This window comes from Chryseobacterium sp. Y16C (assembly GCF_022488405.1).
GTDB classification, from domain to species: Bacteria; Bacteroidota; Bacteroidia; order Flavobacteriales; family Weeksellaceae; genus Chryseobacterium; species Chryseobacterium geocarposphaerae.
This window is the reverse complement of the sequence record NZ_CP092711.1, coordinates 4,433,155-4,448,641: the sequence shown is the minus strand read 5'-3', so window position 1 is coordinate 4,448,641 and position 15,487 is coordinate 4,433,155. Positions and strand designations below refer to the sequence as shown.

Here is a 15,487-nt window from a genome sequence, read left to right as displayed (position 1 = left end):
ATTCCGTTTCCTTATGGTTAAGAATCATTATTTTTTATTTCCTTTCCAAAAGCCTTTTTAGAAGCTTATAAATCTCAAACCAAAGCACAGAAACTGCAGCAGTAAGGAATGTCAATCCTAATTCTTTTACTGTAAGAGGCGCTACACTAAAGAATCCTGATACCGGCTTTACATATAGAATAACAAACAATAGTACAAGAACCAACGCGGAAATCCCTACTAATAAATAATTGCGATTTTTAAAACTTTCAAAAATACTGTAATGGAAAGATCGATTTACCAAACTCAGTAAAATATTCGCAAATATCAAAGTACTGAACACCCAAGCTCTTGTTGTAGGCTCATCATTCCCCAGGTGAACAGAATATTGATATATCCATAGTATTCCTGCTGTGATAACCAGTCCCTGAATAATACTTACCATAAGCTCCCTCCAGTTCAGAAATGTATCTGTAAGCACTCTTGGAGGCCTTTGCATTGCATCTTTTTCAATAGGCTCATTTTCATACACAATGGAACAGGTAGGTCCCATTACCAGTTCAAGAAAAATAACATGAACCGGGGTAAATATGTGAGGGAATACCCATCCCAGGAATAAAGGCAAAGAAACTGTAAGGATAATGGGAATATGAATAGAAATAATATACTGAACAGCTTTTTTGATATTGGCATAAATTCTCCGACCCGCAGCAATTCCCACTACCAGCTTTTCAAGATCATCATTCGTAATGACGAGTGCTGCTGCTGATTTGGCAATTTCGGTTCCTTTATTTCCCATTGCCACTCCTATATGAGCTGCTTTTAATGCAGGTCCGTCATTCACTCCATCTCCCAACATAGCCACTACATTGCCTTGTGCTTTCAGAGCATTCACCACTTCAAGCTTAGCTTCAGGAAACATTCTTGTGAATAAGGTTGTTTTTTCAGAAAGCTTCATTAAATCATCTTCTGAACTTGAGGTCACTTCATTACCATTAATGGCTGGAGCATCATTTATAATACCTGCCTGCATTGCAATAGCCTGTGTCGTATCCGCATTGTCTCCTGTAATTACTTTTACCTTAATTCCTGCATCATAAATATGCTGAAACACTTCTTTTATTCCTTTTTTAGGAGGATCATAAAATACAGTCAGTCCTAAAAACTCAAATCTGAAATCCTGTTGCTTTTCAGGAAAATTATTTCCTTCAAAATGAGATTTGGCTACTCCAAGCACCCGATATCCCTGCTCTCCAAATTCTTTTATTATATTTCTGATTTTATTCTTTTCCTCTTCTGAAAGTTCAGAAACAGTAAGAATTGCTTCAGGAGCACCTTTTGCCGCAATAATTCTCTCTTTGTGTTCATTTTCAAAAAGATGGGTCATCATAGGAGGTTTTCCTTCCAACGGATATTCATGAAATAACTGATAATTTTTTCTGTCGTCAGAATCCTGAGTCTGCTCATACACCTTATGTAAGGTTATTTCCATCGGATCAAACGGAACAGGCTCACTGCTCCACATCGCATAATCAATAAGCTCATCCAGCGCTTTTGTTTTGAAATTCTCCTGTTCATAAATCGTATCAGACTTATAGTCATAAAGATGCTTTAGTTGCATTGAATTTTCAGTAATTGTTCCTGTTTTATCTGTACATATTACGGTAACACTCCCCAACGTTTCGACAATACTGCTTCGTTTGATAATAATTCCTTCCCGCATCAGCTTCCAGGCTCCCAAAGCCATAAAGGTGGTAAAAGCCACAGGAATTTCCTCAGGAAGTACAGACATCGCCAAAGTCAAACCGCTTAATAAGCTGGTCACAAAGTCTTCTGTTTTAATATAGCTGAAAATACATACCGCCAAAAAAATTATTAACCCAATAATAGCCATGCCTTTTACAAAATTCCGGATCTGGAGCTGTAAAGGAGATATTTCTTCTTTTATTCCTAGTATAGACTGCCCTATTTTTCCTACTTTGGTTTCTTTTCCTATTTGTTCTACCTCAAAAACTGCAAGTCCGGAAACGGTAATTGTTCCGCTATATACTTTATTATCTTCTGATTTGCTGTCTTTAAAAACAGAGAAGCTCTCCCCTGTAAGTGAAGACTGATTAACTGAAAAATCATTGCTATGTACAATGGTACCATCTGCATTGATCAGATTTCCTTCTTCGGTAATACAGAGATCTCCCACAGCAATTTCAAAAGTGGGTATTTTAATAATCTTTGAATTTCTTATGACCGTACTTAAAGGCTCGTTCAATTTTTCAAGTTCTTCCAGGGCCTTTTTACTTCGGTTATCCTGATAGAAAGAGATAGCCGTAACTCCTATTATCGCAACCAACATAAATAAAGCCTCACCATAGTCACCTATGATTACATAGATAAGTGAAACACATATCAATAAAATAAGCATGGGTTCTTTCAGAATATCAATAAGCATATCTGCCCATGTTTCTTTTTTAACCGCTTCCAGCCGGTTATATCCGTATTTTTTTCGGGAAGCTTCCACTTCCGCTTCTGTAAGACCTTTGAGATTTTCAGGGATATTGTAATTCATGTGAAATGGATGTAGTATTAAAATTACTGAATGTTTTTGTCATAACAGAATAATATTGATGATTTTAATTATTAATTGATCTCCTTTTTAACCTGAACCACCCATTTTTCTATTTCCGATTTATCCGTAGAAGATAATTTTGCATTGCTGTGGATTAACGTGTACGAAGTGAGCGGCATTTCGCCATTGTTAATGGTCTCCGTTATTTCGTCCAGCTTATGCAGTTTTTTCTTAGTTGTGTAGGTATTGAATTCATCAAAATTAAGATGTCTCTTCCCCGAATTTACGTGGTCTGCAAGCCACCATTTTACCGGTTGGATGTTACTGTACCAAGGATAAGCTGTGTTATTGGAATGGCAGTCGTAGCAGCTTGTTTTCAAAAGATTTTGTACATTATCCGGTACTTTATAATGCTTTCCGATCGCATTCTCTGATGCAGCAACCGATATATTTTTATCGGTATCGAAAAACTGGATTATTACAAAGATTAATATAATGGCAAAGATTATTTTTTTTATTAACGATGACTTTTTCATAATGGTAAATGTTTAATTAAAATTTATTTTTATAGTATATATCTTTATTCTTCCTCTTCTGTATTTTTCAGTTTCATCAGAAGCGTGTAAGCGTTTTTGGTAACTATTTTTTTATTGCTGAAGTCTGCGAAGTTGAGAATCTGCACAAAGCCGTTTTCAGTTTCGCCTAAAGTGACAGGGGTCAGCCTGTATGTCTGTTTTTTAGTTTCCACAAAGACAAAATCTTTTCCTTCAAAATTTACGATACTTTCTTCCGGAATAGCGTTGGAAAAAGAGGTACTTGTTTCTATTTCGGCATTCATATACATCCCGGGAACCAGGCTGTGATCATATTTGTCAAAATGACAATGAACTTCTGCCAAACCTCCCTGGTTAATGTCTTTACTTATCAAAATTATCTCCCCGTAATATTTTTTAGCAGGATCTGCATTGGTATATGCCACGAAGCGTTGTCCTTTTTTCAGGTTTTCCAGATCTTTCTCGTAAACTTTAAGATTTAGATGAATATCATCCGGATTAATTAATTCAAAAAGAACATCTGAAGGATTCACATACTTCCCGATATTGACATTTACTTTGCTTACAAAACCTGTAATGGTGCTATAAACAGGTACACTTTTCGTAATGCTCCCGGATTTTAAAGCTTCCGGATTAATATTGATAAGGCGGAGCTGCTGCGCAAGAGAGTTCATCAAAATACGCTGGTTATTAAGCTCGGATTGTGCCTGTTGCATTGCCTTGTCACTACTAGCCTGGCTTTGGTTCAGGGTTTTCTGGCGGTTGTAGTCCAATTCTGCAAAATGTGACTTGGATTTTGCCATCAGATAATCCTGCTGAAGCTGGATGAACTGTGGATTTTCTATGACAGCAATAACTTGTCCTTTGGAGATTGGCATCCCAGGAAGAAGGCCGCTAGACTTGAGGTAACCACCGAGTGGAATGCTTACCGAAACCAGATTCTGTGGCGGAACATCTATCATCCCGTTAAGCTTCAGTACCGACGATATGTTTTGTAAAGACAGCATTGTAGTCTCTATTGGTGCATTTTTCAGTTGTGCATCGGTAAGCATTACGACATTTTCATCTTTCGGCAAATTGGCTTTCGGATCTTTCGGATCTTCTTTTTTGCATTGGATAAAGACGAAAAAGCTTATTAATAATGTATATATTGAGATTGATTTCATTTTTTATGGATTTAATGTAAGGTATTCCAGTTCAATGGCACTTTGGTTAAGCTTCCAAACGGCATCGGTATAATTATTTTTCAGCGTTACTGCCTGATTTACTAATATCACAAATTCCAGATAGTTGATTTCTCCTGCCAAGAACTGTTTTTTTGCCGTTTCGGTAATGATGTCTGCGTTTTTCAGGTCAGACGTTTCGTACCGGGAAACTATTTCCAGATTGGTCTGATAGATTTGGTTGGCTTTTTTAAGCTGGTTTTGCAGGTTAAATTCTGCATTTTTCATTTCACTTTCAGCCACGGACTGCGAAACTTTTGCGGCTTCTATTCTGGCTTTTTGGCCACCGGAGAAAATGGGAACAGAAACCCCCACCTGCACCGAATGAAACTGTGGCGAAGCATTGTAGACTTTATCATCCGCTCCCATTCCTTTGAAACTGTTCAGGTTATACGCCAGCTGCAGACCGGGAAGCATTTTTGCTTTTTCCAGTGCTATTTGTTCGGCAGAAATATTTTTCTGTTGCTCCCATATTTTCAGCAAAGGATGCTCTGTCAATGTATTATTTAATGATGTTGCAAAAGATTTTGAATCATTTGGGGTAAAATCCGTTTCGGTATTCAGAAGCCACTGAAACTGGTATTGAAGCACGGAAAGCTCCTGCTGTAACTGCTTAAGCTGTATTTCTATGGCAGATTTCTGGTTAGAGGCCGTGGTTTTTTCCAGAATGTTACTTTCCCCTGCTTTCAGACGCAGATTTGCTTTATCTGAAAAATCCGTGTATAACTTCAAAGTTTCGTTCAGCAGTTTTTCTTTTTCTTTCCAGTAAAGAATATCATAAAAAGTGAGGCTTACCGCTTTTTTGAGTTCAAATTCTTTCAAAGAAACATTCAGAAGGGATTTTTTCCATTCCTCCGTATAGACGTTTCTTTGTTTTTTATAAACTGTGGGAAAAGCAATATTCTGAGAAACCCCGAACTTCATATCATTGTAGGCGCTGTTGATCTGTCCATAATCCATTGTAACAGCAGTCTGCGGAATGTCGGAAGCCGATTTTATCAGTGCTTTTGTGTACTCCGACTTCAGCTTCTCATTTTTCAGATTCCTGTTATTTTCCAATGCTGTATTAATGGCATTTTGAAGGCTTATTGGTGTTTGGGATTTGGCTTGAAATCCTATTAAACTGCAAACTAAAACCAATACAGACACAATATTTTTGTTATTTCTTTTTTTCATTTTAAATCCTTTTTCAATAGTTACATAGAGCAGAGGCAAAACAAAGAGTGTGAGAAAAGTTGCCACCATCAGTCCCCCGATAACGACTGTTGCCAACGGACGCTGAACTTCTGCTCCCGCCCCGTTGCTCACTGCCATCGGGATGAATCCTAAAGAAGCTACGAAAGCCGTCATCAGAACCGGACGGAGCCTGGATTCTCCACCATCGATAATGATTCTCACAATATTTCGGATCCCGCTTTTATAAAGGCGGTTAAATTCCGAAATCAAAACAATACCATTCAGAACCGCCACTCCGAAAAGGGCAATAAAACCAACACCTGCACTGATGCTGAAAGGCATTCCACGCAACGCTAAAAGAAATACACCTCCGATGATAGAAAGCGGAATGGCTGTATAAATCAACAAGCTTTCTTTAATGGACTTGAATGCAAAAAACAGCATTACGAAAATAAGAACCAATGCTACAGGAACTGCTATCATCAGACGTTGTTTGGCATTATTCAGGTTTTCAAAAGAACCTCCATAGGTCATATAATAACCTGTCGGAAGTTTCATTTCTTTATCCACTTTATTTTGAAGCTCTTCCACGATGCTTTGCACATCTCTCCCTTTGATGTTGAATCCTACCACTATTCTTCGCTGTGCATTTTCTCTTTGGATCTGGTTCGGGCCGTTTTTCACTTCTACATTTGCCAGCTGCGAAAGCGGGATCTGGTTTCCAAAAGGAGTCGGAACAAGAAGATTTTTAATATCATCTACATTTTTACGGTCTTTAGAATCCAGGCGGACAACCATATCAAAACGTTTCTCACCTTCAAAAACCAGACCTGTGCTCTGTCCTGCGAACGCAGCATTCACAATCCTGTTGATGTCCGAAATAGACAGGTGATACTGTGCGATCAGAGGACGGTTATATTCTATAATAACTTGCGGCATCCCGGAAATAGGTTCTATGTAAAGATTTTGAGTTCCTTTGACTGTTTCTATGATCTTGCCCAGCTTTTGAGCATTTTGGGAAAGAACATCCAGATCATCTCCGAAAATCTTCACCACCACATCCTGCCTTGCACCGGTCATCAGCTCATTAAAACGCATCTGCACCGGAAACTGGAAACTGGCGGTAATCCCCGGCACCTCCTGTAGTTGCTTGCTCATTTTGTCTGCCAGCTCAGGGAAAGTAGCTGCCGAAGTCCATTCCTTTTTATCTTTCAGGATAACCATCATATCCGAAGCGTCCATCGGCATCGGGTCAGTTGGTACTTCTCCACTTCCGATTTTGGTTACCACTTTTTCTACCTCAGGAAATCTGGATTTGAGGATATGAGCAGCTTTTTGGGTACTTTCGATCGTGGTAGTAAGGTTACTTCCTGTTAAAACCCTGGTATCAACGGCAAAATCACCTTCTTCAAGCGAAGGAATAAACTCGCCTCCCATTTTGCTAAGAATAAAGATTGCCAACACAAACAGGGCTATCACCACAGAGAAAACCGTTTTCGGGATTCTGAGGATTTTTAGTAACGTTTTAAGATAAATCTGCTCTACTTTCTTCATCATTCTATCTGAGAAACTTGGCTTTGAGCTTCTTTTTTTCAGCAATACAGCGCTCATCATCGGAATATAAGTCAGTGAAAGCAGAAATGCGCCCAACAATGCAAAAGCAACCGTTTCTGCCATCGGTTTAAACATTTTTCCTTCTATTCCCTGTAGAGTAAGGATCGGCAGATACACGATTAGGATAATAATTTGCCCGAAAACAGCACTGTTCATCATTTTTCCTGCAGAATCTATAACAATGGTATCCATTTCCAGCTTCCCGATAGAGAAGATTTTCTTAAATTTTGAATTGTGACTGAACTGATGCAGAACGGATTCTACAATAATGACTGCCCCATCAATAATCAGCCCGAAATCCAAAGCTCCGAGACTCATCAGGTTTCCGCTAACACCGAAAAGATTCATCATACAAATAGCAAAAAGCATCGCCAGAGGAATTACAGATGCTACCAATAATCCGGCCCGGAAATTCCCCAAGAACAAAACCAAAACAAAAACAACAATGAGAGCCCCTTCTGTTAGATTTTTTTCGACCGTGCCAATGGCATTGTTCACCATTTTGGTACGATCCAGGAAAGGCTCTATCACCACGCCTTTTGGTAATGTTTTCTGTATCTGGGCTATTTTTTCTTTTACATTTTTAATAACCAAATTACTGTTTTCTCCTTTCAGCATCATCACCACGGCTCCCGAAACTTCACCTTGGTCATTGTAAGCCATAGCTCCGTATCGTGTTGCATGACCGGTTTTCACTTCTGCCACATCCCGGATAAAGAGTGGTATGTCGTTCTTTTTGGCCGCAATAGCAATATTTTGGATATCTTCTATATTGCCTATAAGTCCTTCACTTCTGATATACAAAACTGTGGGTCCTTTTTCGATATAAGCACCGCCTGTGTTTTGGTTATTTGTATTTAGTGCATCGAAAACATCATTAATGGTAATTCCATAAGCGTTTAATCTGTCAGGGTTTACCGCTATTTCATATTGTTTCAGTTTCCCGCCAAAGCTACTGACTTCAGCCACACCTTTTACGCCCAGAAGCTGTCTTCTCACAATCCAGTCCTGAATAGTGCGTAGTTCTGTGGTTGTGTATTTTTTTTCGTAACCTTTTTCGGGTCTTACAACATATTGATAGATTTCTCCCAATCCGGTAGAGATAGGTCCCAACTGTGGCGTTCCTATTCCCTGCGGAATGACAGCCTGTACCTGCTGCAGTCTTTCCGCAACCTGCTGTCTAGCCCAATAAATATCAACATCATCTTCAAAGACAATGGTAACAAGAGATAGCCCAAATCTGGAAAAACTTCGGATCTCTTTTAGTCCTGAAATATTATTATTGGCCTGTTCTATAGGAAAGGTAACAAGTCGTTCTATATCCGTTGCTCCAAAAGACGGAGCAATGGTAATAACCTGTACCTGATTATTGGTAATGTCGGGTACTGCATCTATCGGTAATTTAGTGACCTGATAGGAACCAATTCCAATAAGCCCTAATACCAACAATGCAATAATGAGTTTATTCTTTACAGAAAACTCAATGATTTTTGTAAGCATAAATGATTAATTATTAGTCTTAATTATTGAGATAAGTTTTAGGTAGTCTGAAACACGGAATGGATGCATCTACATTTTTTGCAGATACGTTACCGGAAAAACAGAATACCCTCAATCAAAGAATGATTGAGAAAAATAGATTAAGATTGATGAAATCTTGGAGGTTCCCAAATAGAATTTAAAATTTCCTTATTATAAAGGACATTTTTATAAAGAATTTGTTTTATGCCAATAGGATTATATACCTTTTCTATACAATGAAGGTCTAAAATTGGATTAACGGTAAATACAACAGAAAGAGGACTTGCGTGTGAAACAAAAGGTAGCTTCTGATCCTGATCATAATCACTATCTTTAACCGGATGATCATAATGCATTTTCAGAAATGCAGTAAACGACATTTCAGAATTCAGACTTTTATGCTGTATATAATGTTCTATGAGAAGCGGCATTTTCAAAAGCTGATATAGTTCGGTTGTAGAAACCAAATAAAGGGATAACAACAATATGGAAATCAGCTTTTTCACTGTATCAAAATTATGAAATATTTCATTAAGAATAATTTTAAATAAGCCAAATCATTGTTTTCCATTATTATATTTTCTTATCTAATACCCTCCTTTCTAATTAGCAAATTAATACAGTCTCTGACGATTTATTTCATACCTCTAAAGTCAATGAATAAGAATTGCGTTTGAAAAACGTTAGCAATTCTCAAATATATGGGATACTCCAAGTCTATTACTACCCAAGAATTTTTACAATATGGTCTTCAGAATCTATTCTTTCACCCCTAACTTTTACAGTTTCACCGGTTTATTGTATTGTTAGTTTCAATATTTTACTTTCTTTGTAAAAATGATTAAGAACGAGAGAAAAATATATTTTTACAGTGCCTTTCTGATCACACTAATGGTCAATTCTGCAAAGTTGATGGCCCTAAACAGTGATGGGATTATCGCCCGTTACTGGCAGTTCAATATTGGGGAATATGGCTACCAGTTTTTGTATAATATGGCATTCTGCCTTTTGTTACTATATCTTAACCTGTCCCAGGGTAAGTTTCTGAGTATTTTTAGAGAAAATAAACAATATTGGAGACTCTATACATTCAATATCTTGGTGTTGGTGGCAGCTATTATACTGGGAAGTATGGTCCATTCTTTACTTTTTGGAACTCCCCAACTTACGGGAGGAAGAATCAGAGGATATTTTGCCCGGTTTTTGCTCAGCAGTATCATGATTGCTGTCGTTATCCGACTTATTCTTTTGATGCGTGAAAGTAGAAATAAGGACCTTATCAACGAGCAGCTCAATTCCGCTTATCTAAAAGCACAACTGCAATTGCTTCAGGAGCAGCTTAACCCGCATTTTCTATTTAATACATTGAGCAGCCTTTCTGCTATAGTAAGGGAAAATCCAAATCTGGCCCAAAACTATATTCTCCATCTTTCCAAAATCTTCAGATATACGCTGGCTCGTTCAGGTAACAATATGGTAAGTCTCGAAAAAGAGCTTGAGCACCTGAAATCTTATATCCAACTGGTAAAAATGAGGCTGGAAAATGCTTTTCAGATTCATATCAATATCAGCGAAGATTGTATAAACAAACAAATTCTTCATTTATCACTGCAACCTTTGGTGGAAAATGCTGTTAAACACAACAAAGCTACCCTTTCAAATCCTTTAACTGTAGAGATTTATGAAGAAGACAAATGGCTTATTATCCGAAATAATCTCCAGCCCTCCATCAGTGAGGCAGAAGGCACCGGGCTTGGTCTTACCAACCTGAATGAGAGATACAAACTTCAATTCCATAAAGAAATAGAGATTTTCCAGACGAAAGAATATTTCATCGTAAAGCTTCCCTTATTATGAAAAAAAATTTACATATCGTCATTATCGAAGATGAAGCTGCAACCGCAAGAAATCTTGAGTATATTCTGAAAGAAATCAGCCCGGAAATCCAAATTGTGAAGACGTTACCAAGTATAGCAGAAGCAATGGATTGGTTTACATTGAACGATAGTGATTATGATCTGATATTTTCGGATATCAGACTTTCTGACGGATTATCATTTGAAATCTTTAAACAGATCAATATAGGAAAGCCCGTTATTTTTGTTACGGCATATAATGATTATGCGATCGAGGCATTCCGTAACAACGGTATTGATTATGTTTTAAAGCCTTTTGACACAGAAGAAATACAGCGGACTTTACTTAAATATAATACTCTTATTGCTGATAATTCAAAAAATGGACAGGACAAAACGGAATCTCTGCTACATGAACTACAGTATACAACAAAGCAATATAAAAAATCCTTCCTTATTCATTACTGCGGCAGGCTTATTCCTGTTGACGCGGCTAAAATCAATTGGTTCCATACCGCAAATGAAATAGTATACGCACATATGGCCGATGGCAGACAATATGTAGTGGAATTCACCCTGGAACAGCTGGAACATGAGCTCGATCCTACTCTCTTTTTCAGGGCTAACCGCCAATTCATTATCAACAAGAATGCTGTAGATACTGTAGAATATTTCTTTAATGGCAGACTGCTGGTCAAAATACATTCGCTACCTCAGGAACAGATCCTTGTCAGTAAAGCAAAAGCAATGCATTTCAGAAAGTGGCTGGATCAGTGATGACTTCACCCCTAGATTTAGACGGTTCACCTTTTTTTATATTAAAGTAAACATTGGGTATTGCTACATTTGTTTCATTAAAAATTAAAATTTTCCAAGATGCTTTTAAAACAAAAACTTTTACCAATTCTTATAACAGCATTTCTATGTATGACATTTACAAATGTATTGGCACAGACAAAAAAATTAAAGGATACTACTCCTGAACAGCGTGCAAAGATGCAAACGGAATGGATGACAAGTAAATTAGCATTAAATACAAAGCAGGTTGAGCAGGTCTCTGCGCTTAACCTTCAGTATGCCCAAAAGAATGATCCGATTCTGCAAAGTAATGAAGGTAAACTCGCTAAATTCAAAAAACTGAAAGCTTTACAGAAAGAAAAGTCCAATGCCCTGAGCCAAATTCTGGATGCAGGACAATACAAAAAATATGAGGAAATTAAAGATCAGATGGTTCAACATATTAAAGACAAAAGAAAATGAAAAAGCTATTCTATCCATGGGTAATGATTTTGTTCATTACCACTTCTGCATGCTCTCAAAGCACTAACGACACTGACGAAACTACTCCTATTCAGCCAAATCTGGTCAACAATCTTCAGGGACCTATACAAAAACCGGCATCAGGATATGGGGCAGATGGCAACTATGAAGTAGCTGAAATTGATTTTAATAATCCACAATATGCAGGAACACAGGTTTCTATTTTCTATCCTAAAGGAATTACTTCTCCCAGACCTACTATATTCTTTTCACATCCGTTTGGCGGTGAAGACAAGGATTATAATATAGAGCTGTATAACTTTATTGCCAAGAAAGGTTATGTGGTAGTATTTGTGCCTTATCGCACCATTGATATCAGTGTTGATCACCGTTACCAAACCCTTTGGGAAGGCTTCGTAAAAGCTGCCACAGATTATCCTAATATTATTGATACTCAGAAAGTAGGATTTATGGGACATTCTTTCGGCGGTGGGGCAACTATTGATCTTGCCTATAAAGCATTTACGGAAAAAGGTTGGGGACAAAACGGACGTTTTCTTTTCACCATGGCTCCATGGTATTCTTTTAACTGGAACAGTACATTAACCACCCAACAGCAATTACAGAGCTTCCCTTCTAATACCAAAATGATTACGCAAGTCTATGACGAGGATGATGTCAACGATCACAGAATGGCAATCGATATCTTTAAAAACATCAATATTTCTAATGCTGAAAAAGATTTCGTTTATATTAAATCCTCCACTGTTAACGGATACAATTATGTAACAGACCACGCAATGCCAAGTTCCCGAAAAGTATTTGATGCATTGGACTATTATGGTGTGTACCGGCTTTTGGACGCTATGATGGATTACAGCTTTAATGGTAATGCCATTGCCAAAAATGTGGCTTTAGGTAATGGTTCTACAGCTCAGGTTACCATGCCTTCTTATAACGGACAATCGATGACTCCGCTTGAAGTTACAGATAATCCCACACCAAAATATCCACAAGGAAAATATCAGTTTCAATGCGGAGACAGCACTAATCCTCGAATTTCTTACTGCAACTAATATGAAAAACAGTCTTTCTTGAATAAAAACACATTAAAATAATAAATAAAAAGACTTTCCCACTATGTGGAAGGTCTTTTTAATGATGAAAAACTATTTACTTTAGCGGATCGAAAAATATGATCAATTAATAGTATATTGTATTCAAAAACAATTAACAATGTCTGTCAAACATCAGGTCGAAAATCAAACAAAAAAATTCAAAAAATTCTTCGGTCTTTTAGGTCCCGGACTGACAACGGGAGCTGCTGATGATGATCCTTCAGGCATTGCTACCTATTCTCAGACAGGAGCTCAGTTTGGCTATGGTCAATTATGGACAGCCCTCTATATGCTTCCGTTTATGACTGCCGTGCAGGAAGCCTGTGCAAGAATAGGAATGGTTACCGGTAAAGGACTTACCGGAGTTATTAAAGAGCATTACAGTAAAAAAATCCTATACAGTTCGGTAGGATTGGTTGTCATTGCCAATACGATCAATATCGGAGCTGATATTGGGGCCATGGCAGCTGCCGCACAATTAATTATTCCTGCTGATATTGTTATACTAATGCTGTTTTTTACAGTTAGTATACTTACATTAGAGGTCTTCACCAGTTATCGGGTATATTCAAAAGTTCTTAAATGGCTGGCATTATCACTTCTTGCCTACCCACTTACAGCTTTTATTATTGATCAGCCGTGGAAAGAAATACTAAAAGCATCTATTGTTCCTCATTTTGAATTTTCTTTCAATTTTCTTTTTATAATCACCGGAGTATTTGGGACAACGATTACACCTTATATGTTCTTTTGGCAGGCTTCCCAGGAAGTAGAAGAAGAAAATGAGAGAGGTCTGATTCAAGATGGAAAGCCCAACATCGGATGGCGCCATATTCATGCAATGAGAAAAGATAATAGTATAGGAATGGTCATCTCTGAATTTACAACATGGTGTATTATATTAGTCGGAGGAACGGTTCTGCATAGCGCTCATATAACAGATATTAATACTGCGGCTGATGCAGCAAAAGCTTTAGAACCCCTGGTGCAATCATTTCCAAATTCGGGGTTGATCTCAAAAATCATATTTGCTACAGGAATCATTGGGTTGGGATTACTTGCCGTACCCGTTCTTTCAGGATCGGCATCATATGCGGTTTCCGAAGCTCTCAACTGGAATGCTAGTTTAAACCTGAAATTTGCAAGAGCAAAAGGATTTTATATGGTTATTATTATCTCTACACTTATTGGTCTGTGCATGAATTTTATTGGGATTAATCCTGTGAAGGCTCTTGTTTACACAGCTGTTCTCAATGGCGTAGCTGCTGTGCCTCTCTTGTTTCTTATCATCAGAATATCTGCAAGTGAAAGTATTATGGGAGAATTCAAAAGCAGGTGGCTTTCAAAAAGTTTATTATGGGTAACTTTTATATTTATGGCTACAGCGTCAATTGCAATGTTTTTTACAATCTAAAATAAATCCGAAAATAATACAGACTGTGTCGTATATGTTAATATTGCCGCTTTCAGGATTATCAAAAAACAAAACATCTGCAATATTACTCTAATGAATATTTGGAACTTTTGTAAGAATATTTTAAAATTACATTAATGTTTAAGTACGTATCTTCCTTTTGCCTTTCCTGTGAGAATCTCATCTAGTTTGTCAGGCAATTCCTCTAATCCGATTTCTGTAATAATATTTTCTAAATTTGAAAGTTTCCATTCATTAGACAATTTTCCCCAAATTAAGTTTCTTACTGATAAAGATGCTTCAACAGAATCAATTCCTGCCAAATGAACCCCTCTTAAAATAAATGGAAATATAGACGTATTCACTTCTGTAGATCCTGTCATTCCACAACAAGTAACAATACCTCCATACTGAGTAGATTTTACCATCCCCGAAAGAATCGCTCCGCCAACGGTATCAATTCCTGCAACAAATGTAGGTTTAGCAAGTGGTTTGCTATCATACATTTCAATGAAATCATTTCTGTTGATCACTTCTTTCGCTCCTAAAGAGTTGATTAAATACTCATTTTCTTTTTTTCCCGAAACTGCAAGTACGTCAAACCCTATTTTCGCCAAGATAGACACCGCAATACTTCCAACTCCTCCAGTAGCTCCGCTCACAACAACTTTTCCATTTTCTGAATTAACAGTGCTCGACTGCAATATTTGACAAACGGATAATCCTGCTGTCAAACCTGCTGTTCCATAACTCATTGCCTCTTTCTCTGTTAGTTCGGCAGGTAAATGAACTGCCCATTTTTCGGGAATACTGATATATTCACCAAATCCACCCCAGGTGTTCATCCCTAAATCAAAACCTGTAACCAAAACCTTACTTCCAATTGGAAATTTTTTTGAATTAGATTCAGCAACAGTTCCCACAGCATCAATACCCGGAATATGCGGAAACTTACGAGTTACTCCTTTATTACCTGAAGCTGACAATGCGTCTTTAAAGTTAATCGATGAATAACTCACTTTTATCAAAAGGTCATTTTTAGGAAGCTCTGACAAGTTTTTTTCCTTAATTTCTTTTGTAAACCCAATTGTACTTTCATTTATAACTAATGCTTTAAACGTATTATCCATTACTTTTTTGAGTAAATTTATTTAACTTTACATTGTAAAACAAGTACTTACATTCAATTCAGCTACTGAAACAAAGTAC

Annotated in this window: 11 protein-coding genes; 5 read left to right on the top strand and 6 right to left on the bottom strand. The window is 37.4% G+C overall.

What is annotated here, in order from left to right; all coding sequences use genetic code 11:
* Positions 1-34 precede the first annotated feature (34 nt).
* The 5 genes from MKS83_RS20210 to MKS83_RS20190 form a co-directional block, all read right to left on the bottom strand.
* Entirely contained in the window at positions 35-2,542 is a 2,508-nt protein-coding gene (locus tag MKS83_RS20210; RefSeq protein WP_240581065.1) for a cation-translocating P-type ATPase, read from the bottom strand.
* A gap of 71 nt (positions 2,543-2,613) precedes the next feature.
* Positions 2,614-3,078 carry a heme-binding domain-containing protein gene (locus MKS83_RS20205; RefSeq protein ID WP_240581064.1) on the bottom strand — a complete coding sequence of 155 codons (465 nt, stop codon included), beginning with the start codon at positions 3,076-3,078 and terminating at the stop codon, positions 2,614-2,616.
* Between the two features lie 44 nt (positions 3,079-3,122).
* Positions 3,123-4,262: an efflux RND transporter periplasmic adaptor subunit gene (locus tag MKS83_RS20200; RefSeq protein WP_240581063.1), complete on the bottom strand. Its 1,140-nt coding sequence runs from the start codon at positions 4,260-4,262 to the stop codon at positions 3,123-3,125.
* A gap of 3 nt (positions 4,263-4,265) precedes the next feature.
* A complete protein-coding gene (locus tag MKS83_RS20195; protein ID WP_240581062.1) occupies positions 4,266-8,609 on the bottom strand; it encodes a CusA/CzcA family heavy metal efflux RND transporter in 4,344 nt (1,447 codons plus the stop codon).
* A 140-nt stretch (positions 8,610-8,749) separates the two neighbouring features.
* Positions 8,750-9,136, bottom strand: a complete 387-nt coding sequence (locus MKS83_RS20190) for a hypothetical protein (protein WP_240581061.1) — start codon at positions 9,134-9,136, stop codon at positions 8,750-8,752.
* A gap of 331 nt (positions 9,137-9,467) precedes the next feature.
* Here MKS83_RS20190 and MKS83_RS20185 point away from each other — a divergent pair, with 331 nt between their 5' ends.
* From MKS83_RS20185 to MKS83_RS20165, 5 genes are all read left to right on the top strand, one after another.
* Positions 9,468-10,487, top strand: coding sequence for a sensor histidine kinase (locus tag MKS83_RS20185; RefSeq protein ID WP_240581060.1), 1,020 nt, complete (start codon positions 9,468-9,470; stop codon positions 10,485-10,487).
* A complete protein-coding gene (locus MKS83_RS20180) occupies positions 10,484-11,263 on the top strand; it encodes a LytR/AlgR family response regulator transcription factor (RefSeq protein ID WP_240581059.1) in 780 nt (259 codons plus the stop codon). Before MKS83_RS20185 ends, MKS83_RS20180 begins: the two co-directional genes overlap by 4 nt.
* Before the next feature lie 99 nt (positions 11,264-11,362).
* Positions 11,363-11,746, top strand: coding sequence for a hypothetical protein (locus tag MKS83_RS20175; RefSeq protein WP_240581058.1), 384 nt, complete (start codon positions 11,363-11,365; stop codon positions 11,744-11,746).
* Positions 11,743-12,822: an alpha/beta hydrolase gene (locus MKS83_RS20170; protein WP_240581057.1), complete on the top strand. Its 1,080-nt coding sequence runs from the start codon at positions 11,743-11,745 to the stop codon at positions 12,820-12,822. Before MKS83_RS20175 ends, MKS83_RS20170 begins: the two co-directional genes overlap by 4 nt.
* A gap of 160 nt (positions 12,823-12,982) precedes the next feature.
* Entirely contained in the window at positions 12,983-14,278 is a 1,296-nt protein-coding gene (locus MKS83_RS20165; RefSeq protein WP_240581056.1) for an NRAMP family divalent metal transporter, read from the top strand.
* A gap of 134 nt (positions 14,279-14,412) precedes the next feature.
* Here MKS83_RS20165 and MKS83_RS20160 read toward each other — a convergent pair whose 3' ends face one another.
* Positions 14,413-15,408, bottom strand: a complete 996-nt coding sequence (locus tag MKS83_RS20160) for a YhdH/YhfP family quinone oxidoreductase (RefSeq protein ID WP_240581055.1) — start codon at positions 15,406-15,408, stop codon at positions 14,413-14,415.
* Positions 15,409-15,487 lie beyond the last annotated feature (79 nt).